This is a genomic window from Neiella litorisoli (assembly GCF_014773395.1).
Classification (GTDB): Bacteria; Pseudomonadota; Gammaproteobacteria; order Enterobacterales; family Neiellaceae; genus Neiella; species Neiella litorisoli.
Window position 1 is genome coordinate 72,140 of record NZ_JACXAF010000010.1, and the last position, 23,908, is coordinate 96,047.

General features: G+C 48.7%; 21 protein-coding genes. 4 read left to right on the top strand and 17 right to left on the bottom strand.

Annotated features, from left to right (window positions below; translation table 11 throughout):
* Nucleotides 1–358: 358 nt before the first annotated feature.
* The 6 genes from IC617_RS09330 to IC617_RS09355 form a co-directional block, all read right to left on the bottom strand.
* Complete coding sequence (locus IC617_RS09330; RefSeq protein ID WP_191144736.1) at nt 359–1,978, bottom strand: CHASE domain-containing protein; 1,620 nt, start codon at nt 1,976–1,978, stop codon at nt 359–361.
* Entirely contained in the window at nt 1,978–3,189 is a 1,212-nt protein-coding gene (locus IC617_RS09335; protein ID WP_191144737.1) for an EAL domain-containing response regulator, read from the bottom strand. The genes IC617_RS09330 and IC617_RS09335 overlap by 1 nt, the downstream gene beginning before the upstream one ends.
* A gap of 159 nt (nt 3,190–3,348) precedes the next feature.
* Entirely contained in the window at nt 3,349–4,074 is a 726-nt protein-coding gene (locus tag IC617_RS09340; protein WP_158100545.1) for a Crp/Fnr family transcriptional regulator, read from the bottom strand.
* Between the two features lie 579 nt (nt 4,075–4,653).
* The gene (locus tag IC617_RS09345) at nt 4,654–4,863 is read right to left on the bottom strand and encodes a hypothetical protein (RefSeq protein ID WP_191144738.1); all 210 of its coding nucleotides are present in this window, start codon (nt 4,861–4,863) and stop codon (nt 4,654–4,656) included.
* The gene (locus IC617_RS09350) at nt 4,850–5,503 is read right to left on the bottom strand and encodes a rolling circle replication-associated protein (protein ID WP_191144739.1); all 654 of its coding nucleotides are present in this window, start codon (nt 5,501–5,503) and stop codon (nt 4,850–4,852) included. Before IC617_RS09350 ends, IC617_RS09345 begins: the two co-directional genes overlap by 14 nt.
* A 377-nt stretch (nt 5,504–5,880) precedes the next feature.
* Complete coding sequence (locus IC617_RS09355; RefSeq protein WP_191144740.1) at nt 5,881–6,159, bottom strand: hypothetical protein; 279 nt, start codon at nt 6,157–6,159, stop codon at nt 5,881–5,883.
* Nucleotides 6,160–6,756: 597 nt separating this feature from the next.
* Between IC617_RS09355 and IC617_RS09360 the strand changes: the two genes are divergently transcribed.
* The 3 genes from IC617_RS09360 to IC617_RS09370 all read left to right on the top strand — a co-directional run bounded on the left by IC617_RS09360 (nt 6,757) and on the right by IC617_RS09370 (nt 10,658).
* A complete protein-coding gene (locus IC617_RS09360) occupies nt 6,757–7,848 on the top strand; it encodes a polysaccharide deacetylase family protein (protein ID WP_191144741.1) in 1,092 nt (363 codons plus the stop codon).
* 52 nt (nt 7,849–7,900) lie between these two features.
* Nucleotides 7,901–9,310, top strand: coding sequence for a Na+/H+ antiporter NhaA (gene nhaA / locus IC617_RS09365; RefSeq protein ID WP_369410385.1), 1,410 nt, complete (start codon nt 7,901–7,903; stop codon nt 9,308–9,310).
* Nucleotides 9,311–9,401: 91 nt separating this feature from the next.
* On the top strand, nt 9,402–10,658 hold the full coding sequence (locus tag IC617_RS09370; RefSeq protein ID WP_191144742.1) for a fumarylacetoacetate hydrolase family protein: 1,257 nt from the start codon (nt 9,402–9,404) through the stop codon (nt 10,656–10,658).
* A gap of 71 nt (nt 10,659–10,729) precedes the next feature.
* On the opposite strand, the gene sucD is transcribed toward IC617_RS09370, so the two are convergent.
* From sucD to sdhC, 8 genes are all read right to left on the bottom strand, one after another.
* Nucleotides 10,730–11,602, bottom strand: a complete 873-nt coding sequence (sucD, locus tag IC617_RS09375) for a succinate--CoA ligase subunit alpha (RefSeq protein WP_191144743.1) — start codon at nt 11,600–11,602, stop codon at nt 10,730–10,732.
* Nucleotides 11,599–12,768, bottom strand: coding sequence for an ADP-forming succinate--CoA ligase subunit beta (gene sucC, locus IC617_RS09380; protein ID WP_191144744.1), 1,170 nt, complete (start codon nt 12,766–12,768; stop codon nt 11,599–11,601). Before sucC ends, sucD begins: the two co-directional genes overlap by 4 nt.
* A gap of 103 nt (nt 12,769–12,871) precedes the next feature.
* Entirely contained in the window at nt 12,872–14,053 is a 1,182-nt protein-coding gene (gene odhB / locus IC617_RS09385; RefSeq protein ID WP_191144745.1) for a 2-oxoglutarate dehydrogenase complex dihydrolipoyllysine-residue succinyltransferase, read from the bottom strand.
* Between the two features lie 19 nt (nt 14,054–14,072).
* Nucleotides 14,073–16,892, bottom strand: a complete 2,820-nt coding sequence (gene sucA, locus IC617_RS09390) for a 2-oxoglutarate dehydrogenase E1 component (RefSeq protein WP_191144746.1) — start codon at nt 16,890–16,892, stop codon at nt 14,073–14,075.
* A gap of 117 nt (nt 16,893–17,009) precedes the next feature.
* Nucleotides 17,010–17,726, bottom strand: a complete 717-nt coding sequence (locus IC617_RS09395; protein ID WP_087505592.1) for a succinate dehydrogenase iron-sulfur subunit — start codon at nt 17,724–17,726, stop codon at nt 17,010–17,012.
* 12 nt (nt 17,727–17,738) lie between these two features.
* Entirely contained in the window at nt 17,739–19,502 is a 1,764-nt protein-coding gene (sdhA, locus tag IC617_RS09400; RefSeq protein WP_191144747.1) for a succinate dehydrogenase flavoprotein subunit, read from the bottom strand.
* A complete protein-coding gene (sdhD, locus tag IC617_RS09405; RefSeq protein WP_191144748.1) occupies nt 19,503–19,850 on the bottom strand; it encodes a succinate dehydrogenase, hydrophobic membrane anchor protein in 348 nt (115 codons plus the stop codon).
* Entirely contained in the window at nt 19,844–20,218 is a 375-nt protein-coding gene (gene sdhC / locus IC617_RS09410; RefSeq protein ID WP_369410386.1) for a succinate dehydrogenase cytochrome b556 subunit, read from the bottom strand. The genes sdhD and sdhC overlap by 7 nt, the downstream gene beginning before the upstream one ends.
* Before the next feature lie 405 nt (nt 20,219–20,623).
* Between sdhC and gltA the strand changes: the two genes are divergently transcribed.
* A complete protein-coding gene (gene gltA / locus IC617_RS09415; protein ID WP_191144750.1) occupies nt 20,624–21,889 on the top strand; it encodes a citrate synthase in 1,266 nt (421 codons plus the stop codon).
* Between the two features lie 60 nt (nt 21,890–21,949).
* On the opposite strand, the gene kdsB is transcribed toward gltA, so the two are convergent.
* From kdsB to lpxK, 3 genes are read right to left on the bottom strand one after another with little or no spacing between them, the layout of a single operon-like run.
* On the bottom strand, nt 21,950–22,714 hold the full coding sequence (gene kdsB / locus IC617_RS09420) for a 3-deoxy-manno-octulosonate cytidylyltransferase (protein WP_191144751.1): 765 nt from the start codon (nt 22,712–22,714) through the stop codon (nt 21,950–21,952).
* A 5-nt stretch (nt 22,715–22,719) separates the two neighbouring features.
* On the bottom strand, nt 22,720–22,908 hold the full coding sequence (locus IC617_RS09425; protein ID WP_191144752.1) for a Trm112 family protein: 189 nt from the start codon (nt 22,906–22,908) through the stop codon (nt 22,720–22,722).
* Entirely contained in the window at nt 22,898–23,902 is a 1,005-nt protein-coding gene (lpxK, locus tag IC617_RS09430; RefSeq protein ID WP_369410387.1) for a tetraacyldisaccharide 4'-kinase, read from the bottom strand. Before lpxK ends, IC617_RS09425 begins: the two co-directional genes overlap by 11 nt.
* Nucleotides 23,903–23,908: the final 6 nt, after the last annotated feature.

Below are 23,908 nucleotides of genomic sequence, written 5' to 3' on the forward strand. Positions count from 1 at the left end.
ATCTCCAAATATTGGAATGGATTTTCGCACTGAGAGTCAGAACAGCGCTCGATGTAAATCAAAAGGTTGCAGCCATACTTCAGAATGGCTAGAAGCGCCCATTCTCGGCTAGTTCAGAATGGGCTAACTCCATTCAAACTCATTTGTTGCCCCAAAACGTAAGTGGAATCCACGTATCTACAAAATGATAACGTGCGCTCAGACTTGAGCTGACATATATCCGATTCTGATGCGGTGGCTGGCAGTTTAGATTTGAGCTAAATTCTTTTCAGCTATACATCTAGCCGGATGATTTGGCATTCTGAAAGTCATCTTGCTTATCGTTACTCTTATGTACACTGGATCCAAGGCTATTGTTCTATGATATAGCACGCAATAAAGCTCTTGTGCCTTCCTCTTTTTCATGACTGATTCGTATGTATTCCACAGTATTTCGTCCGGCATTCTTTGCGCGATAAAGAGCTTGGTCGGCATGCTCAATTAGCTCACTTGGAGAAATGCTAGCTATACCACTTGTTACTGTTACCACTCCGATACTTGCTGTCAAAAAGCTTGCTACATTCGATGCCTCATGCGGAATCCCCGCTCTTTTGAGTAACTGTTGTAGCTTTAAAATGACGCCCTCAGGGGAATCCGTGTCAGGTAATAATAAGGCAAACTCTTCTCCACCATAGCGAACCGCTAGGTCAGTGGGCCTTCTGATGGCTTTCCGCAGGCATTCAGAAAAACTTTGCAAGCAGTGATCCCCTTGTATATGTCCATAAACATCGTTGTATTGCTTAAAGTAATCAATATCGATTAGGGCGAGGCTTAGACTTGTTTTTTGCCTATGCGATCGGGACAGTTCCATGCTAAGTACTTCATCAAAGCGCCTTCTGTTCGCTAACCCTGTTAGCCCATCTTCCTGGGCTAAAGTTTCAAGTTGTCGATTTAGCGCTTGAATCTGATTCACCCTAGAGAGTATTGAGCGAGTAAAGAAAGCTAAAAGAAATGAGCTTCCCCCTCCTACCAAGGCAATTACCCAAGTCGAAAAACTACTGTGATGGTTCATGAATGATGTTGTGGGAGTAGCCAAAATGCTCCAAGTTTTACCCCAGAAATGAGGCATAGGTTGGCGAATTTCTATGCCTTCAACGATCGGTGTACTCGTTCTCGACTCGTGTACATAAAGTACGCGTTGTTGAGATGGATCACTTTCGTCAATCAGCGTCATTTTAATTCCCAAAGGGCGCTTAGATAATGCCGAAGCATCAAACAACTCTCGGAGCTTAAATACACCAAGTACAAACCCTTTTAAGTTATGGAGGCGTTCCTTCGGGGTGGATGATGGCTGCTTATAGATCGGTACTACTGCAAAAAAAAGCGGAGCATCGTCTTTTTGTTGAACCAGTTTCAGGCCAGCTATTAACTGTGGCGTTCCCGAGGAGGCGGCTTCAATCAAACCAGCTCTCCGTACGCTACTAGAAGCGACATCGTAACCTAAAGCCTCATTATTGCCCTTTAACGGATTTAGATAGTAAATAGGGTAATACACTTCTCTTTTGGCGGCATTTACCATCTTGTTGTTTTGTTGATGCGTGAACCGAAATTCTGGAAAGCGCTTTTTCATCGCTTGCTCATAAAGTTTGCGCTCAGAGTGAGCAACTTTTGGAAGCCATTGAAGTGCTTGGGTGTGCACGTAACTTTCGAGTATTGGGGCCGACACTTGTTGGAACTGTTCCCAGCTGACGTTGGGTTGTGTTTCATATATAGCTGCCAATGTACGCAGAGTTTCAATGTGCCGGCTTATTTCGCGATGCAGTGAAATTGCTCGACTATAGGCGACATGCTGAAAGTCATCTAACAAAGCGCGTCTTTCTAAACTATTGTTGTACCAACGAGCCCAAGTAGTCAGTACGACTCCAATAGAAAGAATTACCATACAAGCAGGAATACCGGAGAGAAAAGTGCCCGCCGCTTTCATTTCAAAGCGTTTCATTACGCAACTCCTGCAACTTTCAAGTTACTGTCTCTGAACATGGTACTCCAACGAGAGAATTGTGCGTTTGATAAGGGCTTTGACCAGTAATAACCTTGCATAATGGAGCAACCCATTTGCTTGAGCGAGCGGACTTGAGCCGTATTCTCGACTCCCTCAACCACTAGCTCTAAGTCAAGTTCTCGGGCAAGGGAAACTGTGTTTTTGACTGCGGCCGAGTGCTTTCTGCAAGCCAGCATATGAGCGACGAACTTTCGATCAATTTTGATTTGGGTAAACGGGCCCATTATCAATTGCTCAAGTGATGAATGACCGGTTCCAAAATCATCGATTGACAATCCAATATCAAGCTTCCGAGTTCTCGTCATTCCCTCGAATACGGCGATGATGTCATGTCTTAACTCCCGCTCAGTAAGCTCTAGCATTAACATAGAGGGGGCAAGCTCCCCCTTGTTCAACATTCCAGAGACCATTTCGGCAAAGTTTGATTTTGCGATATCACTAACGTCTACGTTGACCGATACGCGAAGATTCAAACCCATACAACGCCAACTTACCGCAGCTGAAATAGCCTGCTGAATCATCTCTAGCGTTATTTGATGCATAACTTCAGTTCCTGCAACACACTCTAAAAACTGCCCTGGATTTAACACTCCATGTTCCGGATGATTCCATCGGATTAAAGCTTCAGCGCCAATAAGCTCACTGGTTTGGGTATCAACGTGCGGTTGAAAAAAGGCCTCTAACTGATTAGCTGCTAAGGCTTCTGCAACGCCCGATTCAGTAGCCTTAAAGCAAATTGGTCTAGATTTGCTATTTGCAGCATTATCTTTTGATGCACTCTCGATAAGTGAAGTTAAAGTGTCTTTAGTTAGGGGGTAGGGTAATGCCACAACAGACTTTAGCCCGAATATCAGAGCTCTATCTCGAAGTACCTCCAAGACTTTTTCGCAAATTTGGTTATCAAACGCGATGACTGTTGAAAAGTTTAACTGACCGATTCTTTTGATTATATCGAGGCATCCCATCCCCTTCACACACACATCACAGATCACCAGTTCGGGCTCAAACCCTGCTTCCAAAAGGTGAAGGCCTTCCTCTGCACAATCAGTTTCGACCACTGCACCTGATGCCACTTGATTACCCAGAAATCTAAGTTCCGGTTGTGAACCGGAAATATTACCTATTACCAATATGTCAGCCCTAACCACTGCTCGCTCCGCTCTCTTTGTCTAATTGAACTGTGCGGATTATGCGTAGTCAGAAATCAATATCTGTCACGAACCGGACATTTGTATAAAAAATAACCTTTTTAAAAAATATCGATTTGAGACGTTGGGACAGTTCTTTGTGATAACAAAAGGGAAGATTTAGTTTTCTTGGCGGGTGTCCATTATTTCTAGAGGGTTGTGAAATGCTAGGTCGTAGCCCTGCAAACGTGTTGCCAGTTTTGAAATATCCGTCAACAAAATTTGGCCTCGGTGTACTTCGATCGCTTGCGCTCTTTCTAAAGCCTTTAAAGCCTCATTTACACGTTGGCGCGAGATGTCAGTTAGTAAGCTAAGTTGATTTTGAGAGAGAGGAATAGGGTATGTAGCTTTTACCGAACTGCCTTGTCTAGCCGCGATATCTAAAAGGATGTATATGATTCTCTCCATCACACTACCGCTCCGTATTACCTGTGCTTGCAACCATTTTGGCTTCATTATAAGACCTTGAAGATAATACCATTTGTATACTTCATGGTTGGTTTGTGCGAGGCGCATGATTTGTTCGGATGGCATGAAAACGGCGATGAGAGGGATAACCTGTACAACCTGTATAAACGGGTTGTTTTCTTCAGTTTCGTCAAAGTGACCAAACCAATCGCCCCGACCCAGAACAACGCTGTTGACTGTCGAAAGACTTGGGATCTGCATATAAAGAGTGATAACCCCATCAAGTACATACCAAATCCCGGAGGCTGGCTCGTAAGACGAGTCAGGCTTCGGCTTAATATCTTTGACAAGTTGACCCACAGCACATAATTGCTGTTTTAGCTCACTCGACAATCCATCTGGCCAAACAATCTGGCTTGCAATCTCTTTCGGAAGCATTGTTGGTCTCTTCGTGCAGGTAATCGAACTATGTGAATATTGTTTCTTTAAACGCATATCAATAGTCCGTTAACACCTAAAATTCTAGCATGGTCTCAACTCTCATCTAGTTCAGAATAGGGAAGCTAAATCAGACTGGCGCGACCAGTCTGATTCTCACTGAGAATATTGGTGACAAGACGCGCAAATTGACGCGCCACTCGATAATATCATTTAACATAATATACATTGTGCGCAGTCAAGGCTGTAACTACTCAGGGCGCTTACGATTGGCCGTTTGGCACTCATTCGATCTTATTGGCATACAGAAGCCAGCGAACGCGAAGATTATAAATCGTCGCTTATCGCCGGCGCCATTAATCCTACTGAACATCGGTTCGCTATCGGTGCCCCAGCCAAACGCTGTGGCACCGAGTTACTCACCGGAGTCAAAAATATTTGACCGCGTAGCAGCATGATAAAGTCCGGTTCTTCGGACTACGTAGTAGCAAACAACTTTCAAAAAGCTCGAAACTTCGAACCGCGTAGCAGCATAAAAAGTCCCAAATTTGGGACCACATAGCACCATTAGATATAGTGCTACGCTTCTTGCTCGACATTAATCACGGAGTTAAAAAGCAATACGGGTAAATCTGCAAGCATCTTATCGGTCAACGTAATCAACAACGCACCCGTTGGATCTTCCATAGTCAACAGATCACCGTAATGCCTCAGCGCTTCGATGTTGTGTTGAATGCTTAGGTAAGCCTGATAACCAGGCATGATTTTATCGATTTCAGATTTGGTCATTGGTCATTCCTTTGGTTTCTTGTTCAAGATTTCGTTTCACTGCGAAGATACCCATGGCCGTAAACTCCACTCGCCACGGGGATACGAGTATTTCACCTGTGCTTTTCAGCAAAATACCTCCACCTTTAGCCCGTCGAGGACTGTCCTCGATGGTTGTTGTTTCTCGAACCCAAGACGGCATTGACCACCAACAACGCTCATTGCGTGATTTCGCGTACAGACCGCCGCAACCATGGATGCGACAGCCTTTTGGGAAGCCATGGGCGTTTTCTTCGCCTTTGGATGCGTACTTAGCGATGTAACCGAGCGCGTTTTTAGCCCATTCGATTTTGGTGAAGCCGTGTGGCCACCAACCTTGTTTGTCAGGCTTTGGTAGACAGATGCCGCGAGGCAACCAGATTAAGATGTGATAATGCAACGCACCGCGCTTTTGCAGCTCAGCAACCCAGACATACCGGAACTCGATGTTTCGCCGCTTACACCATTGACGGATATGGCGCATCAAGTCGCTTACGTGCCGAGGATTCCAACCATCCAAGTCACGATAAGTCAGCGTGAGCATGGCAATGCGATGACGAAAGCCACCTTGGTTTAGATCTTCGATTTGGAGTCTTGAACTGGTTAAAACCGAGTAACGCATTTTGCGAACTCGGGATTCCTTGGGGTCTATTTTTATTCTGTCAGTGGACGTTCCACTTGTTGAAGAAGAGACAAGCCCAGCAGAAGCTTCGGTGGCTGAGGGTGATTTTTGAGCATTTTTCAGCTCTAAGTTGCTTATGAAGGCATCTAAAGACGACTTTTCGCATGATTTATTTTCATGCGACATGTATCCTTGATGCGCGGATGGCGTAACAGCGCCAGAGTACGCAGGTAACATATTCCTGTTATTTCCTTCTCGGGGATTAACAAACGCTGGTCGGTGTTGGCGCACTTACCAGCATGAAGGGTCGGGCTTTGGCGAGTCCGGCCTTTCCTCGTTTTAGGGAACTAGCTTTGGCGAGCTAAGCCCCCTACTTTCTACTTTTCGATTTCTTGTTGTTCTGATTCCTGTTCAACCATTGCTTGTTGCAATGCTGCGATCACCGGTCCCAGCGTGCGCTCAACCGCTTCGCCCATACGGTTTACAGCCGCTTCGCCAGCCTCGCGCTGGATTTCTTTTGTTCTGACGATTTCACCTAGATACACCGATGCGAGCGTTGAAGGAGTTTGACCGAGTTCATCAGCTAATTTCTCTAGTCGTTTATACATGGTTGGCGTCACCTTGATGGTGATCCGCTCTGTTCTGTTCTCTGCCATAAGTTGCCCCTTGGTTCACTTTGGTCAACATACAGCTAGATTTTGGGTTTTGGAAGGAGTAATTTTGGGCAAGGGAATAAAAACTAATGGAAGATAACAGAGTGATTAAAGGGGAAGTAAACACGATAATTCGGGGGTTAAGGTTTGGGTTTAAACACTACGGGTTCTCGCAATAGTTCCGTTTCTCGCTCCTAAAGAGCGCTCGGCACTCCACATTGCGATACCCGTTCACCGTAGGCATGATTTCGGCACAAACCTGACAACGGTATCAGTCGATAGGGCATGTACGAATCTGACATCATTCTAGAGCCAGCAGAGCAGCTCTTTATCCTTCGCCTCCCCTCTGGGCTTCGCTCTACCTACATCACGTGGCGTATCGGCCACACGACCAAATATTTGCTACCAAGAGAGACTTACTACCGGCATAAGCGGATATTTAAGGAACGCTACGGTATCAATATCGACAAACAAAGACCGTAACCATCTGAATTATATATCGAACCACGCAATATACATTGTGCGCATCTCTGGTTGTGCAATCTACAAACTCGCGTATATTCGGCCATAGGACTTCTCTGACTTACTCTGATTGTGCCTATGATTCGCCGTTTCTTCATTCTCGTCTTGGCAACTTACCTAGTGCCGCTGACCGCTTCTGCCGATGTTGGTCATTCCGCGGTTATCCTCCAATACCATCACGTTAGCGAAACGACGCCGCCGTCGACAAGCGTAACTCCTGCGGAATTTGAACAGCATTTAGACTGGCTAGCCGAAAACGATTTTGAGGTGCTGCCATTACCAACGATTGTGAGCAAGTTACGTCAGCAGCAAAGCTTCTCGTCGGACAAAGTCGTCGCCATTACGTTTGACGACGCCAATGTTTCGGTCTGTGAGCAAGCTTGGCCGATCCTGAAAAAACGAAAACTGCCGTTCACTTTGTTCATTAGCACTGAAATGATTGAGCGCCAATACAGCTCTCAGTGTTCTTGGCAAGACTTAAAGGAAATGACCGATTCAGGATTGATGGTGCCAGCGAATCATTCACACCAGCACAGTCATATGATTGTGACTGCTGAACATGGTTATTCTTATGAGCAATGGCGCGCTGAGGCGATTAAAGAAATCACCACTGCGCAAAATTTACTCGAAGCTCAGTTAGGCTGGTCGAGTCAATTGTTTGCCTATCCGTATGGTGAATACAACACAGCGTTAGCCGCAATTGTTACTGAACTCGGATACACAGGTTTTAATCAAAGTACTGGCGCTGCTGGCTATTTGAGTGACTTTGCGGCATTGCCACGGATCCCCGTATCGAGTCAGTATGCGGCGCTTAACACACTTAGTGTCAAACTATTGAGCCTGCCGTTTCCTGGCGATTTTCTACCTGAGCACCCTAACCCAATTATCCTTGATAGCGCCGCTAATCCACTGAAAGTTCGCGTTAAATCGCATGCTGGCTTTGAGCATGTGCTCAAACGAACGAGTTGTTTTAACAGCAGCGGCGCGCCGATTTCCACCACGTTGACGGCTAATGAGCTATTAATTAGTGCAGAACAACCGCTAAAACGGGGTCGTCATAAGTACACGTGTACGGCACCAAGTGGTAAAGATGGCCGCTGGTATTGGGGCTCGTTTCAATGGCTGATCAGTGATAACGGCACTGCTGTGATTGAACCGGCTGTTCATTAAATCAGTCGTTAAACTTAAATCCTAATTAACTGATGGTGCAGGAGAATGTGCTGTGAGCAATTCGGAACGCGAAGAATTTTTAAGCCATGACCATACCAAGCCCGAAACTTGGGAACATAAGTTTAATAAAATTCTGACGCCGTTTGAGCGCTTCGTAAATCGCACAACAACCGGTGGTTTACTGCTGATGACTACCGCTGCAGTAGCGTTGCTATTAGCCAATACCCCCTTGGCTGGCTGGTATCAAAATTTGCTCCACACTGATTTCGGCCTTCAGTTTGGCCCTTGGCATATTGAGAAAACGCTCCACCATTGGGTCAACGACGGCCTAATGACCTTGTTTTTCTTTTTGGTTGGGTTGGAGCTTAAGCGCGAAATTTTGGTCGGCGAATTGGCTGAGGTGCGCAAAGCATTGCTGCCAATTGTTGCGGCCGTTGGTGGCATGATTGTACCGGCGCTGTGTTATGTTGCGCTCAATTACGGCTCCGGCGATACCTTGCGTGGCTGGGGCATTCCGATGGCCACCGATATCGCGTTTGCGCTTGGCGTCATCGCCCTACTCGCTAGCCGCGTGCCCAAAGCGCTGATCACCTTTTTGGTCGCCTTGGCCATTGTTGATGATCTCGGTGCTGTCGTTGTCATCGCACTGTTTTACACCGATCAATTGGTTTGGCAATTCCTTATCGCAGCGGGTTTCATGACCGGCATTTTAGTGCTGCTAAACATTGTTGGTATTCGCACCGCTGCTGTTTACTTTGTTGTTGGCTCGTTACTGTGGCTGGTGCTGTTGAAATCTGGCGTGCACGCGACACTAGCTGGTGTGATTACCGCATTTGCGATACCGGCCAAACCCAAGTTCGACCCCGAGCTATTCACATTCCGAGTGAAACAACTACTGCAGAAATTTGAACATAGTTATACACATAGTGCCGACATCCTCAAAAACCCAACGATGAACGGCATCGTTCACACGCTAGAAAGTGGTGTTCAGGGTGTGCAACCGCCACTTCAGCGCTTGGTGCATTCGCTGCATAAACCGGTGGCCTTTATGGTGCTACCTATATTTGCGCTATTTAACGCTGGGGTGACGATCGACTTTGCAAATACCTCTGAAATTATCAGCCATCCAGTCACCCTTGGCGTGATCACCGGCTTAATTTTCGGCAAGTTCATTGGCATCGCCGGTGCATCTTGGTTGGCCATACGGCTAGGTTGGAGCGTGCTGCCAACGGATACCACAATGCGTCACATCATAGGTGCATCAATGCTTGGCAGTATTGGCTTTACCATGTCGATATTCATTGCTGAATTAGCCTTTAGTCATCAACCGGACATGGTTGTTCACGCCAAACTAGGGATCTTGTTTGCTTCGCTGATCGCTGGCGTCTGCGGCTACTTGTGGCTACTCCGAATTGGCGGCGAAAAATCAGCAATCGGATCCGTTTACGAATTAAAACGCTAACATCCGCGTGAACTCAATGTTCGTTCAGCTTTAATTCAAATCGTTGGTCTATGGTTAACGCCATACAACCAAGGTTGAAAAAGGGGGAGACATGTTGAGTGCTCGTGTCAATTTTGCTGCGCTGGTATTGGCAGTTGTTAGTTTTGAATCGGTTGCCGCGATTAAATTAGCGCGGTTTGTTAGCGAGCAGGAACCGTTTGCTGGCCAAGCTTGCTTCGGCGCGGTAGTGGAAATGCATCAAGGCATACCGGTTGCAATAGCCAACCTTGGCAATCGTGATCCGCGTTTTTGTCAGCCGCAATCGGTCACCGTTGAACCCCAATTAATTGCCGATGCCTTGCTGACCGATCCGCAATTCGACGACTTAATCGTTGAACCCATCTTGGCCGACGCGCGCAGTTCTCGTATTTTGCCGCCAATCGCTTATAGCCAACAACAGCTCGACGAACGGCAGCGCTTAGTGATCGGCGTTGGCTTTAACTACCGCGAACACCTCGAGGAGACCGGCGACTACAGTGGTAGCGGACCATTGCTATTGTTCGCCAAGCCGGTGTTACCAACCGGCCCATATCAGTCGGTGCGAACTGGCGCGGCAACTGATGTATTACTCGACTATGAAGTTGAATTGGCGATGGTGCTGCTTGAAGACATTGATTTAAACGCCCCTCCCCGTCCCCAACAGCTCTACCCGAGCGTCGCATTTGCGCTGGCTAATGATTTAAGTGATCGGGTGCCAATAATCCTCAACCCAGATTCGGGTTACACCCAAGGTAAAAGTGATCCGGGTTTCATGCCGCTTGGCCCTTGGTTACGATTAGGTCGGGAAGGATTCGCCGATGAGCAAGGCAATTGGCAAATCGATGCCAATATTTCCCTCGGCGTAACCAAAGCCAAAAGCGGCGAATACATTCTTGAGCAAGACGCGAGTTTGATGCAGATGCGTTTCGATCCGTATCAAATCATTCAAGTGATGGCAACGCGCTACCAAGAAGGGAAAAACCAATGTATGCGCGATCGCCACGGCAACGCTCATTGGGTATTGCCGACCGATGGCATTGTTCCTGCTGGCTCGATTTTACTAACGGGCACCGCTGGCGGAACAGCGATCCAAGCGCCTTCAATTTGGCAAAAGATCGGGCTATTTTTTGAAGGCGGATTTTCTATTGATAACGCCCGAAAGGAGTTTCTAGAAGATCAGTTTGTCGGCAGAGAGCGACTGGGTTATTTGCAGGATGGCGACTTCGTGTCGGCCAATATTCAAGGGCTCGGGCAACAAGCATTTGCCATCGAACTTGACAGTAATCAACCTGTCACACAAGGCCCCCTGCCACTACCAGACTGTGACTAATCGAAATCGGATCGAGAGGCACAAAAAAACCGGTCAAATGACCGGTTTTTTTATGGGTTGCTAGCTTGAACTTACCAACCAGTTTTTTCACGCAGTGCTTTGCCGATATCAGCAAGGCTATCTACCGTGGTCACGCCAGCAGCTTGCAATGCGGCAAACTTCTCTGCTGCTGTGCCTTTACCGCCTGCGATAATCGCACCGGCGTGGCCCATGCGTTTGCCCGGAGGAGCCGTAACGCCAGCAATGTAAGAAACAACCGGCTTGGTTACATTTTCTTTAATGTATTCAGCCGCTTCTTCTTCTGCTGAGCCACCAATTTCACCGATCATGACGATGGCTTCAGTTTGTGGGTCGTCTTGGAACAACTTCAAAATATCAATGAAGTTAGAACCTGGGATTGGGTCGCCACCAATACCAACACAAGTGGACTGGCCAAAACCTTCATCAGTGGTTTGCTTAACCGCTTCGTACGTCAACGTACCTGAGCGTGAAACAATACCAACTTTACCTGGTTTGTGAATGTGGCCTGGCATAATGCCAATCTTACATTCACCCGGCGTGATCACACCTGGGCAGTTCGGGCCAATCATACGAACGCCTTTTTGCGTCAAGTACTCTTTAACCACCAACATATCCAGTGTTGGAATACCTTCGGTAATGGTAACGATCAACTCAATGCCGGCATCAGCCGCTTCAAGAATCGCATCTTTACAGAACGGCGCTGGAACGTAAATCACAGATGCAGTGGCACCAGTGGCTTTAACTGCTTCTTTAACAGTGTTAAACACTGGCAAACCAAGGTGAGTTTGACCACCCTTGCCTGGCGATACACCGCCAACCATTTGTGTACCGTATTCAATCGCTTGCTCAGAGTGGAAAGTACCCTGACCACCGGTGAAGCCCTGACAAATGACTTTGGTATTTTTGTCGATTAAAACGCTCATGCTGCACCTCCGGCGGCTTCAACAACTTTCTTAGCTGCGTCCGTCAGGCTTGTTGCAGCGATAATGTTCAGGCCAGATTCGGCCAGAGTCTTGGCGCCAAGCTCGGCGTTGTTACCTTCAAGGCGAACAACAACAGGAACTTTTACCCCTACTTCGTTAACTGCACCGATGATGCCTTCGGCAATCATGTCACAGCGAACAATACCACCGAAAATGTTAACCAATACGGCTGATACCGCATCGTCAGACAGAATGATCTTAAATGCTTCAGCCACACGCTCTTTCGTTGCGCCGCCACCAACATCCAAGAAGTTTGCAGGAGCACCACCGTGTAACTTAACAATGTCCATGGTACCCATTGCCAAACCAGCGCCGTTGACCATGCAGCCGATGTTGCCGTCAAGGGCGACGTAGTTCAGTTCCCACTGAGCCGCATGGGCTTCACGCTCATCTTCTTGCGAAGGATCGTGGAATTCTTGCAAACGCTTTTGGCGATACATCGCGTTTGAGTCGATGTTGATTTTGCCATCTAAGCAGTGCAGATCGCCTTTGTCCGTGATGACCAATGGGTTGATTTCGAGCAGGGCGAAATCATAGTCTTCAAACATTTTCGCCAGACCGAGGAAGATCTTGGTGAATTGCTTGATTTGATTGCCTTCAAGGCCAAGCTGGAATGCTAGATCGCGGGCTTGGTATGGGTTTGCACCAACCAATGGATCGATTTCCGCTTTAAGGATCTTTTCGGGTGTTTCTTCGGCGACCTTCTCAATCTCGACGCCACCTTCGGTTGACGCCATGAACACGATGCGACGTGTAGCGCGGTCGACGACAGCACCCAGATACAGCTCATCGGCAATATCGGTGCAAGATTCGACTAAGATTTTGCTAACCGGCTGGCCATTAGCATCTGTTTGGTACGTCACCAAGTTTTTGCCCAACCAGTTTTGAGCAAACTCGCGGATCTCTTCTTTGTTTGATGCCAACTTCACGCCGCCCGCTTTACCGCGGCCGCCTGCGTGAACCTGACATTTCACAACCCATTTGTTATCGCCGATGCGATCAGCCGCTTCAACAGCCGCTTGCGGTGTATCAACCGCGTATCCTTCAGACACAGGAAGGCCGTATTCGGCAAACAATTGTTTAGCCTGATACTCGTGTAGGTTCATTATGACTTTCCGTCTTTGTTTAATTCACGCTCAACTTCGTTGTTGGCGTATTTTGAGGTAAGTGCCCCTGTGATATTGCGTTTCGCTACACAGGGGCGTTCGATCATACTTCCAAAAGCAGACGTGTTGGATCTTCCAGCATTTCCTTGATAGTTACCAAGAAGCTGACTGATTCCTTACCGTCAATAATGCGATGGTCATACGATAAAGCGAGGTACATCATTGGCAGGATTTCTACCTTGCCATCCACCGCCATTGGTCGATCTTGGATTTTATGCATGCCCAAGATTGCACTTTGTGGCGGGTTAATAATTGGCGTCGACATCAGCGAACCAAACACACCACCATTGGTGATGGTGAAGTTACCACCGGACATCTCTTCAACGGTCAACTTGCCGTCGCGACCTTTAATTGCCAGTTCGCGAATGCCTTTCTCGATTTCGGCAACGGTCATCAAGTTGCAGTCACGTAGTACTGGGGTCACCAAACCGCGTGGCGTTGATACTGCAATGCTGACGTCAAAGTAGTTGTGATAAACAATGTCATCACCATCAAGCGACGCATTGACTGCTGGGAAGCGTTTCAGTGCTTCACATACCGCCTTGACGTAGAAGCCCATAAAGCCCAAACGAATGTCGTGTTTTTTCTCAAAGACATCTTTGTATTGCTTACGGATGTCCATGATTGGCTTCATGTTGACTTCGTTGAACGTGGTCAACATCGCAGTGCTGTTAGTGGCGTCAAGTAGGCGCTCAGCAATGCGTTTACGCAGACGGGTCATCGGCACGCGTTTCTGGCTGCGGCCAGGATTCACCAAAGGCTCGGCTGAAGCTGCTGCTGGCGCGCTCGCTGCCGCTTTGACATCCGAGCCATGGATGCGACCATCTTTGCCAGATCCGGCAACACCGGCAGCATCAACACCAGTTTCACCAGCGGCGCGGCGGCCTGATGGCGTCACTACGTCAGCTTTGTCATTTGAGCTAGCTGCAGGCGCTGCGGCTTCGGGCTCAGGCGCTTTCACTGGCTCTTCTTTTGGCGCTGCGGCAGCACCGGCAACGAACTTACCGATGATTTGTTCAGCGAGAACAGTTTCACCCTCAGCTTCGAGGATTTCCTGCAACACACCGTCTTCTGGCGCTGGCACTTCCAGCACTACTTTATCGGTTTCAATGTCTACCAATACTTCATCACGAGCAACCTGATCACCTGGCTGTTTGTGCCAAGTGGCGATGGTCGCGTCCGCAACTGATTCTGGTAAAACCGGGACTTTGATCTCGATTGTCATTCTATTTTCCTTCGACCAATTAGTTGCTCGCCACGTTCAATGCGGCTTCAATCAATGCTTTTTGTTGTTTCAAATGGACCGACATGTAACCCACAGCTGGTGCTGCAGAGGCTTCGCGGCCTGCGTAAGTCAGTTTTGAGCCTTCTGGAATAACACTCCAGAAATGGTGTTGGCTACAGTACCAAGCACCTTGGTTTTGCGGCTCTTCCTGACACCACACCCAGTCGCGTACGTGCTCATACGGTTTAAGCAATTCCAACATTTGTTCAGTTGGGAATGGGTACAGTTGCTCAATCCGCACAATTGCGACATTGGTAATTTCTTGTTTGCGGCGATTTTCCAGCAAATCGTAGTAGACCTTGCCTGAGCAGAACACCACGCGATCTACCGTTGCCGGATCTAAGTTGTCGATTTCGCCAATCACGTTTTGGAAGGTACCTTCCGCTAGCTCGTCGAGTGTTGATGTACAGAGCGGATGACGCAGCAGCGACTTCGGCGACATCACCACCAGTGGACGACGCATTGGGCGCAGCACCTGACGGCGCAGCATGTGGAAGATTTGCGCTGGCGTCGATGGGATCACCACTTGCATATTGTGGTCAGCACAAAGTTGCAAGTAACGCTCCAAGCGAGCCGATGAGTGCTCTGGTCCCTGCCCTTCGTAGCCGTGAGGCAGGAGCATGGTCAAACCACACAGACGCCCCCACTTTTGCTCACCTGAGCTGAGGAATTGATCAATCACCACTTGGGCACCGTTGGCGAAATCACCAAATTGCGCTTCCCAAATAGTTAAGCCACTTGGCTCTGCGGTGGTGTAACCATATTCAAACGCCAGTACCGCTTCTTCGGACAGCACCGAGTCCCACACATCAAATGGGCCTTGGTTTTCACCAATATTTTGCAGCGGAATAAAGCCGCGATTATCAAGCTGATTGTGCAACACAGCATGACGGTGGAAGAACGTACCGCGGCCCGAATCTTGGCCGGTTAGACGAATGCGATAACCTTCGTCGAGCAACGTCGCATAAGCTAGGTTTTCGGCATAACCCCAATCCACTGCTTTATTGCCAGCAGTCATCTCATCGCGATCATCACAGATCTTTTTAACCCGCGATTGCAGTTTCCAATCTTCTGGACGCTTAGTTAGCGACTGACCTAAAGCCAGCAGTCGTGACTTGGAGAAGCTCGAGTCATAATCGGCAGTCCAATCGACGCCAACGAATGGTGTCCAGTCGACCGAATGAGCTTTCATTGGGCGCCATTCTTTAACCACGCAATCGCCGTGATCCAAGGCTTCGCGATATTCGTTATTAATGCGAGAGACATCAGCCTGTTGCAGCTGGCCAATCGACATCAAATGATCAGCGTAGTGCTTACGTGGCGTTGGATGTTGTTTGATTTTTTGATACATCACCGGCTGAGTCGCGTTCGGCTCGTCGGCTTCGTTATGGCCATGGCGGCGATAACAAATTAGATCAATGACAACGTCACGATTGAAGGTGTTGCGGAAATCAAGGGCTAATTGGCTGACCAGAATGACGGATTCAACGTCATCAGCGTTGACGTGGAAAATTGGCGCCTGAACCATTTTGGCAATATCAGTACAGTACTGAGTCGAGCGCGTATCTTCTGGGTTTGAGGTGGTGAAACCAACCTGATTATTAACCACGATACGAATGGTACCGCCAACCTTAAATGCCCGCGCTTGGGACATGTTAAAGGTTTCTTGAACAACGCCCTGACCGGCAATGGCTGAGTCGCCATGAATGGTAATTGGAATGACAGCTTTGCCATCAGCTGAGCCGATGCGCTCTTGACGAGCACGAACCGAACCCATGACCACTGGGTTGACGATTTCCAAATGCGACGGGTTAAATGCCAACGCGAGGTGAACATTGCCACCCGGGGTCTGGAAGTCAGAGCTAAAGCCCATGTGATATTTCACATCGCCTGAGCCCCAACCTTCGCCGTGCTTACCGGCAAATTCGTCAAACAGTTCAGAAGGACGTTTACCAAGGACGTTGATCAACACGTTGAGACGTCCACGGTGAGCCATGCCGACTACCATTTCCTTGGCGCCTTGTTCACCGCCGCGGCGGATCAGCTCTTTCAGCATGGGGATGAGGGCATCACCACCTTCGAGCGAAAAGCGTTTCGCACCAGGGAACTTGGCACCGAGATACTTTTCGAGGCCTTCTGCAGCGGTCAAACCTTCGAGAAAGCGGACCTTGTCTTCATGGCTAAAAGTGCCTTTTGCTTGAATAGGCTCAAGACGACTTTGAATCCAACGCTTCTCTTCGGTCTCGGTTAAGTGCATGTACTCGGCACCGATATTGCCGCAGTAGGTTTTCTTTAATGCATCAACCAAGTTGGCAAGTTTCATGGTATCGCCGCCGGCTGCATAAGAGCCGACATTGAATTCATGTTCGAAGTCTTCACCTTCTAACCCATGGAATGCGGGGTCAAGTTCAGGCACGCGAGGTTGTTTCCACAAATCGAGTGGATCCAAATTAGCGTGTTGATGACCACGAAAACGGTGGGCGTTAATTAACTGAAGGACTTTAACTTGCTTTGCGTCGGTTTGAGGGTCTGACGCGGTTGTTCCAGCATAGCGATGAGATTCGGTTGCGAGTCGCTGGAAATAAGTGCGGATACGAGAATGAGGCTGTTCAAGTTCGCCTTCGGAGACTACCGGCAGTTCATCGAACAGCTCCCGCCATTTGTCATCGATCGACCCGGGATCCTCTAAGTAGAGTTCATACAGGTCTTCGATATAAGCCGCGTTTCCTCCAGATAAATGAGAGGAATCAAGCCAGGCTTGTAAGGAACCTTCGTGCATTTGTTATTGCTTCCCTTTGCGACTGGAGTCGCAACACCTTTATTGGTTTAGTTTCACGTAGAGCTAAGTTATATCAGGCTGTCAGCCCAAGCACTACTGACAGCCCATTGTGCACTCTTAAACTGAGCGCTGTAACAACATTGACTTGATATGACCAATTGCTTTGGTCGGGTTCAAACCTTTTGGACAGACGTTGACGCAGTTCATAATGCCGTGGCATCGGAACACGCTAAAGGCGTCGTCCAAATCGGCCAAACGTTCTTCGGTTGCGGTATCGCGACTGTCTGCCAAGAACCGATAGGCTTGCAATAAGCCAGACGGACCAACAAATTTATCCGGATTCCACCAGAAGCTTGGGCATGCCGTTGAACAACAAGCACACAAGATACACTCGTACAAGCCATCTAGTTTGGCACGTTGTTCTGGGCTCTGCTTATATTCGCCTGCTGGCGGCTGCGCGCCGTCGGTGATCAAGTATGGCTTGATACGCTCGTATTGCTTGTAGAACTGGCTCATATCGACCACCAGATCACGAACTACCGGCAAACCAGGCAAAGGTCGAATGACGATCTTGCCGCCTTTCTTAGTCAAATCAGACAAAGGCGTGATACAAGCCAAGCCGTTTTTGCCGTTCATGTTCAGGCCATCAGAGCCACAAACACCTTCACGACAAGAGCGGCGGAACGACAACGTTGGATCTTGTTCCTTGAGTTGGATTAAGGCATCCAACACCATGATGTCACTACCTTCTGGAACTTCCAGCGAGTAGTCCTGCATTTTTGGCTTGTTGTCTACATCTGGGTTGTAGCGATAAATTGAAAAAGTCAGTTTCATCGTCAGGCCCCCTTAGTAAGAACGAACTTTTGGTGGGAACGCATCACGGAATTTCGGCGCCATGTTAACGTCGCGTTTTTCCATTTTTTGCGTTTCCGGCATATACAGGCTGTGACACAACCAATTGTCATCATCTCGTTCGGTGAAATCTTCACGCGAGTGAGCGCCACGGCTTTCGGTACGGAAATTGGCTGCTTCGGCGGTTGCCACCGCAGTTTCCATCAAGTTTTCAAGTTCAAGACACTCGATACGCTGAGTATTGAATGCAGCAGAAGTGTCATCAAGACGCGCAACTTTCAATCGCTCGCGAATTTCTTTCAACTCTTTGAGGCCTTCTGCCATCGCTTCGCCTTCGCGGAATACCGAGAAGTTCAGCTGCATGCACTGTTGCAAATCCTTGCGGATTTGCACTGGATCTTCACCTTGTTGGGTGTTGTTCCAGCGGTTAATGCGAGTCAAGCTGGCTTCCACGTCAGAGTCAGATGCTTCACGCGCTTCGACATTGGTCAGTGCTTCGCCAAGGTATTTACCGGCAGCACGACCAAATACCACCAAATCAAGCAGCGAGTTACCGCCCAAGCGATTGGCACCATGAACGGATACACATGCAATTTCGCCAACTGCGAATAGGCCTTCGACGATGGTATCGTTGCCGTTGGCATCACGACCAAGAACCTGACCGTTTACGTTAGTTGGCACACCACCCATCATGTAGTGACAGGTTGGGATGACAGGAATTGGCTCATGAACCGGATCGACGTGGGCGAAGGTACGAGACAACTCACAGATACCCGGTAGACGCGATTCAAGTACGTCTTTACCCAAGTGGTCGAGTTTCAACTTCGCGTGTGGACCCCAAGGGCCATCACAGCCACGGCCTTCACGAATCTCAGTCATGATTGAGCGAGCAACAACATCTCGACCGGCCAAGTCTTTGGCATTGGGTGCGTAACGCTCCATAAAGCGCTCGCCGTCTTTATTCAGCAGGTAGCCACCTTCACCGCGGCAACCCTCGGTCACCAGCACGCCGGCGCCGGCAATACCGGTTGGGTGGAACTGCCACATTTCCATGTCTTGGACTGGCACGCCAGCACGTAATGCCATGCCAACACCGTCACCGGTATTAATGTGGGCATTGGTGGTTGATGCATAAATACGCCCTGCACCACCTGTTGCCAACACGACCGCTTTGGTTTTGAAGTAAACGACTTCACCGGTTTCCAGGCAAATGGCGGTACAGCCACACACCACGCCGTCTTGGTTTTTCACCAAGTCGAGTGCATACCACTCAGAAAAGACATTGGTTTTGTTCTTTACGTTCTGCTGATATAAGCAGTGCAACAGTGCGTGACCAGTCCGGTCAGCCGCTGCTGCGGTACGAGCCGCTTGCTCGCCGCCAAATTCTTTTGACTGGCCACCGAATGGGCGCTGATAAACGCGACCGTTTTCAAAACGAGAAAACGGCAAGCCCATGTTTTCAAGCTCAGTGATGGCTTCGGGACCGGTTTTACACATGTACTCAATCGCGTCTTGGTCGCCGATATAATCCGAACCTTTGACGGTGTCATACATGTGCCATTCCCAGTTATCTTCGTGGGCATTGCCCAGCGCGACGGTAATACCACCTTGAGCAGAAACGGTATGGGAACGAGTTGGAAATACTTTTGATAGCAGCGCACAAGTCTGCCCTGATTGAGAAATCTGCAATGCAGCGCGCATACCCGCGCCACCGGCGCCGATGACTACTGCATCGAATTCATAAGTTGGAATTGCCACTTAAACACCCCACAACACAAAAATGCCGGTGCCAACGTAGGCTAAAATCACGACATTCAAAACAAACTGTAACGTACCGCGCAAACCTGCGGGTTTGACGTAATCGGTCAGTACCTGCCACAAGCCAATCCAAGCGTGGGCTAAAAACGCGATTAACGCGATTAGCGAAAATACCTTGGTGCCTAGATGAGCAAAGAAGCTAGTCACAGACTGATACGATAGCTCTGGGGTAAGGACGAAAAATCCAACAACAAAAATTGCATATGCTGCCAAAATCACAGCAGAACAACGCAATAGAATAAAATCCTGAACGCCGTTGCGTCCAAGCGTAGCTGCTTGCATTACCATAACCACACTCCCGCTAATACTGACAACACCGCGGTAATGGCAAAGCTAACGTTGGCACTACTGGTACCTGAGTCAAGCTCTTCCCAAAAACCCATATCCATAATCAAGTGACGAATGCCACCGACCAAGTGATAGGCTAATGCGGTTAAAATCCCCCACAGAATGAAGATTCCGAAAGGATTGTTAGCAAAACCTGCTACATCGGCGAAACCTTGTTCTGATGCCAGCGCCATGCCCAGCAAACACAATAAAATTCCAACACCGAAAAACAGAATGACACCGCTGACGCGATGAAGAATGGATGCGACTGCAGTCGCGGGAAAGCGAATGGTCGAAAGGTCTAGATTGACCGGTCGTTGTTTATTCACGTTAAGGCTCACTAAGCTCTCTGCATTTTTATAAATGTGCTTTTTATTGATCTGTGTTGTTAAGCACTACGTTGCTTTCTTCGAGTGTGAAACGACCCTCAAATTAAATCAATTTGTTGACCTTGCACAAAGAAGTGACAACAGCTACGTAGGCTGCACGACAGCAGTATACTGAGCGTATATAACAATTACAATTGCTACCAAAGTCTTATATCTATGGACAATTTTGGGGCTAGACTATTGCTCGACTTTGGGCCCATGCGCTCAATTTTCAGGCGCGCGCACCATTATAATTCAAACGGCCAATTGAATTGACTTTTAAGGCCGGATCTGGATAGTAGTAAGCCGCTTATTCGAGCACGTGCCTTGCCTCGCGCACATAATAAAATAGCAAGGAGATACCCTATGGCTGATAAAACAGCTGTGCTTTCCGTAAACGGCGTGGAAGTGGAACTTCCAGTACTTAGCGGAACTGCAGGCCATGATGTCATTGACATTAGGGCGCTAGTAAAAAACGGATACTTCACTTTCGATCCCGGCTTCGTTTCAACTGCTTCATGCAAATCTTCAATCACCTATATTGATGGTGATAAAGGTGTACTATTGCATCGCGGCTACCCGATCGATCAATTAGCTAACAAATCGAGCTACCTCGAAGTTTCTTACCTGTTGTTGTATGGCGAGCGCCCTACTCCTGAACAGCTGAATGAATTCGTTGGCATGGTCAGCAAGCACACGATGCTGAACGACCAATTAGTTCACCTTTTCCAAGGCTTCCGCCGTGACGCGCACCCAATGGCGATCATGTGTGGCGTGGTTGGCGCGATGTCAGCGTTTTTCCATGATTCACTCGACGTTGCTAACCCTCGTCACCGTGAAGTTGCTGCATTCCGCCTGTTGTCTAAAATGCCAACCGTTGCGGCCATGTGTTACAAGTACAATGTCGGCCAGCCGTTCATGTACCCTCAAAATAGCCTGAGCTATGCTGAGAACTTCTTGCACATGATGTTTGCAACGCCTTGCGACGACTACAAACCAGATCCAATCATTGCCAAAGCAATGGACAAGATCTTTATTCTTCACGCTGACCACGAGCAAAACGCCTCAACGTCTACCGTTCGTTTGGCGGGTTCTTCCGGCGCCAACCCATTTGCATGTATTGCTGCGGGTATCGCGTCTTTGTGGGGCCCTGCGCACGGCGGTGCTAACGAAGCCTGCTTGAATATGCTTGAAGAGATCGGTTCAGTTGACCGCATCGATGAGTATGTTGCGAAAGCCAAAGATAAGAATGACCCATTCCGCTTGATGGGCTTCGGTCACCGGGTTTACAAAAACTACGACCCACGCGCGACAGTAATGCGCGAGACCTGCCACGAAGTGTTGGACCACCTGAACATTCAGGATCCACTGCTTGACGTTGCAATGCGTCTGGAAAAAATCGCTCTGGAAGATCCGTACTTCGTTGAGAAGAAACTGTATCCAAACGTTGATTTCTATTCTGGCATCATCCTCAAGGCCATTGGTATTCCAACTAACATGTTCACCGTGATCTTTGCTTTGTCACGCACAGTTGGCTGGATTGCTCACTGGATTGAAATGCACGGCGATCCAGATAACAAGATCGGTCGTCCTCGTCAGCTCTACACTGGTGCTGACGTTCGCGACTTCTAATTGAAGTTGTAAGAACAAAAAAGCGGCTATTTCAGCCGCTTTTTTATTGCCTGCGAATCGCTATGTTTGACTCACTTTTGCAACTAAATCACGGATCAGTTGCAAGTGCTCTGGGGTGTCAACACCAACTGGCGGCGCTTCTGGCGCTAAGCCAACATGGATTTTCTCACCGTACCAAAGTACTCGGAGCTGTTCGAGTGATTCAATCAGCTCCAGTGGTGACGGTTGCCAATCAACATATTGCTGAATAAAACCCGCGCGATAGGCATAAATGCCAATATGACGGAGCCAGAACTTGGCCTTTAGTGCATCTTCTGCTGCCAACACACCATCGCGATCATAGGGCATAGCACTGCGGGAAAAATACAAAGCATTGCCGCTGGCATCGTGCACCACTTTAACAACGTTAGGATCGAGCCATTCGTCGGTACGATGAATTGGCGTCGCTAACGTCGCCATTTGGGCGCTGCTGGCGGCCAAATTGTCTGCGACCTGACGAATGTTTGAAGGCGGGATCAAGGGCTCGTCACCCTGCACATTCACGACGATTTCATCACTAGCCAGCCCTAACCTATCGACCACTTCCGCAAGACGCTCGGTGCCCGATTGGTGATGATCACCGGTCATGCACAACTCGGTATCCGAGGCTCGCACCACCTCAGCAATACGTTCATCATCAGTGGCGACAACAACGCGGCTAGCGCCGGACAATTTGGCTTGTTCAACCACGTGCAATACCATCGGTTTGCCGCCAATATCGGCTAGCGGTTTGCCCGGTAGACGGCTCGACTGATAGCGTGCCGGAATAATCACTGTAAAGCTCATGGGGTTTACTCGTCGCTCGTGATAGCTTTAGCCTCGGTTTCCAGTAACACAGGAATCCCCTCATCGATTGGATAGGCTAGTCGGTCAAAATGGCAAACTAGCGATTCTTCGCCATCTGAGTTTGCCTTGTAATCCAGTTTTCCTTTGCATACCGGACACGCCAGAATATCCAGTAGTTTTCGATCAAACGCCATGGGTTGCTCTCTTATTCAGTTCGCGCAATTCGCGAAGCAAGTTATCTTCTAATTGTTGATCTATACGAGCCGTGACGGGCAGATAATAACAATCGCTGACGCCCAGCATCTCGCACTTTACCGCATCTTTTTCGGTCATCAGAATGGCATCGTATTGAATTTGCCATTGCGCCATCTGAGCCGGTGAAATTTTCGCGTGGTCGACCAACGGCTGCACCTCGGCCGAAATGCCAAGTGACTCGATTAAATCGAAGAAACGCTGCGGGTGACCAATACCAGCAATGGCCAGTATTTTTTTGCCGCAAAGCGCTGCGGTGCTGATCGCATGTTGCTCGGGATTCACGGCCAGCCATTGATTCATCGGCTGCAACTGCATTTGGTATTCGCCATGACCTGCGACGCCGCCATTGCAAATCACCGCAAACACTGATTGCAGCCTTGATACAGGTTCGCGCAGCGGTCCACTCGGTAACAGCCAGCCATTGCCATGACGCCGGCTGCCGTCAATCACCGCCAGCTCAATGGCGCGTGGCATGGCATAGTGCTGCAGGCCATCGTCGCTGATCACCACGTCTGCGCCGAGCTCCGCTGCTTTTTGCACGGCCCGACTGCGATTCGGATCGACCACCACAGGTATTGCCAATCGTTTGCCAATTAACTTGGGTTCATCGCCGCATTGTTCGGGAGTTGTGGTGCTATCAACCACTAATGGGTAGTGTGATGATTGGCCGCCATAACCACGTGAGACCACGCCCGGCTTGAAACCATGACATTGTAATAACTCAGCCAACCACAGCACGACGGGGGTTTTGCCATTTCCGCCAGCGCTGATATTGCCAACAACAATAACCGGAACCGGCACGCTGTATTGCTTTAACCAGCCTTTGCGATACGCCAGTCGGCGAATTTGGACGATCAAATAATACAGCAACGTCAGCGGCGACAGGACTAGCGTCCAAGAAACCTTTTTTTGCCAAGCCTGTTCAATTGCCACTATCGC

Excerpts from the sequence above, each read along its gene's own strand:
- gltA (WP_191144750.1), top strand. The coding sequence starts at position 20,624 with ATGGCTGATAAAACAGCTGTGCTTTCCGTAAACGGCGTGGAAGTGGAA.
- IC617_RS09350 (WP_191144739.1), bottom strand. The coding sequence starts at position 5,503 with ATGCGTTACTCGGTTTTAACCAGTTCAAGACTCCAAATCGAAGATCTA.
- odhB (WP_191144745.1), bottom strand. The coding sequence starts at position 14,053 with ATGACAATCGAGATCAAAGTCCCGGTTTTACCAGAATCAGTTGCGGAC.
- sdhD (WP_191144748.1), bottom strand. The coding sequence starts at position 19,850 with ATGGTAATGCAAGCAGCTACGCTTGGACGCAACGGCGTTCAGGATTTT.
- IC617_RS09370 (WP_191144742.1), top strand. The coding sequence starts at position 9,402 with ATGTTGAGTGCTCGTGTCAATTTTGCTGCGCTGGTATTGGCAGTTGTT.
- sucC (WP_191144744.1), bottom strand. The coding sequence starts at position 12,768 with ATGAACCTACACGAGTATCAGGCTAAACAATTGTTTGCCGAATACGGC.
- sucA (WP_191144746.1), bottom strand. The coding sequence starts at position 16,892 with ATGCACGAAGGTTCCTTACAAGCCTGGCTTGATTCCTCTCATTTATCT.
- IC617_RS09345 (WP_191144738.1), bottom strand. The coding sequence starts at position 4,863 with ATGACCAAATCTGAAATCGATAAAATCATGCCTGGTTATCAGGCTTAC.
- IC617_RS09340 (WP_158100545.1), bottom strand. The coding sequence starts at position 4,074 with ATGCTTCCGAAAGAGATTGCAAGCCAGATTGTTTGGCCAGATGGATTG.
- IC617_RS09355 (WP_191144740.1), bottom strand. The coding sequence starts at position 6,159 with ATGGCAGAGAACAGAACAGAGCGGATCACCATCAAGGTGACGCCAACC.
- IC617_RS09395 (WP_087505592.1), bottom strand. The coding sequence starts at position 17,726 with ATGAAACTGACTTTTTCAATTTATCGCTACAACCCAGATGTAGACAAC.
- IC617_RS09360 (WP_191144741.1), top strand. The coding sequence starts at position 6,757 with ATGATTCGCCGTTTCTTCATTCTCGTCTTGGCAACTTACCTAGTGCCG.
- kdsB (WP_191144751.1), bottom strand. The coding sequence starts at position 22,714 with ATGAGCTTTACAGTGATTATTCCGGCACGCTATCAGTCGAGCCGTCTA.
- IC617_RS09425 (WP_191144752.1), bottom strand. The coding sequence starts at position 22,908 with ATGGCGTTTGATCGAAAACTACTGGATATTCTGGCGTGTCCGGTATGC.
- sucD (WP_191144743.1), bottom strand. The coding sequence starts at position 11,602 with ATGAGCGTTTTAATCGACAAAAATACCAAAGTCATTTGTCAGGGCTTC.
- IC617_RS09330 (WP_191144736.1), bottom strand. The coding sequence starts at position 1,978 with ATGAAACGCTTTGAAATGAAAGCGGCGGGCACTTTTCTCTCCGGTATT.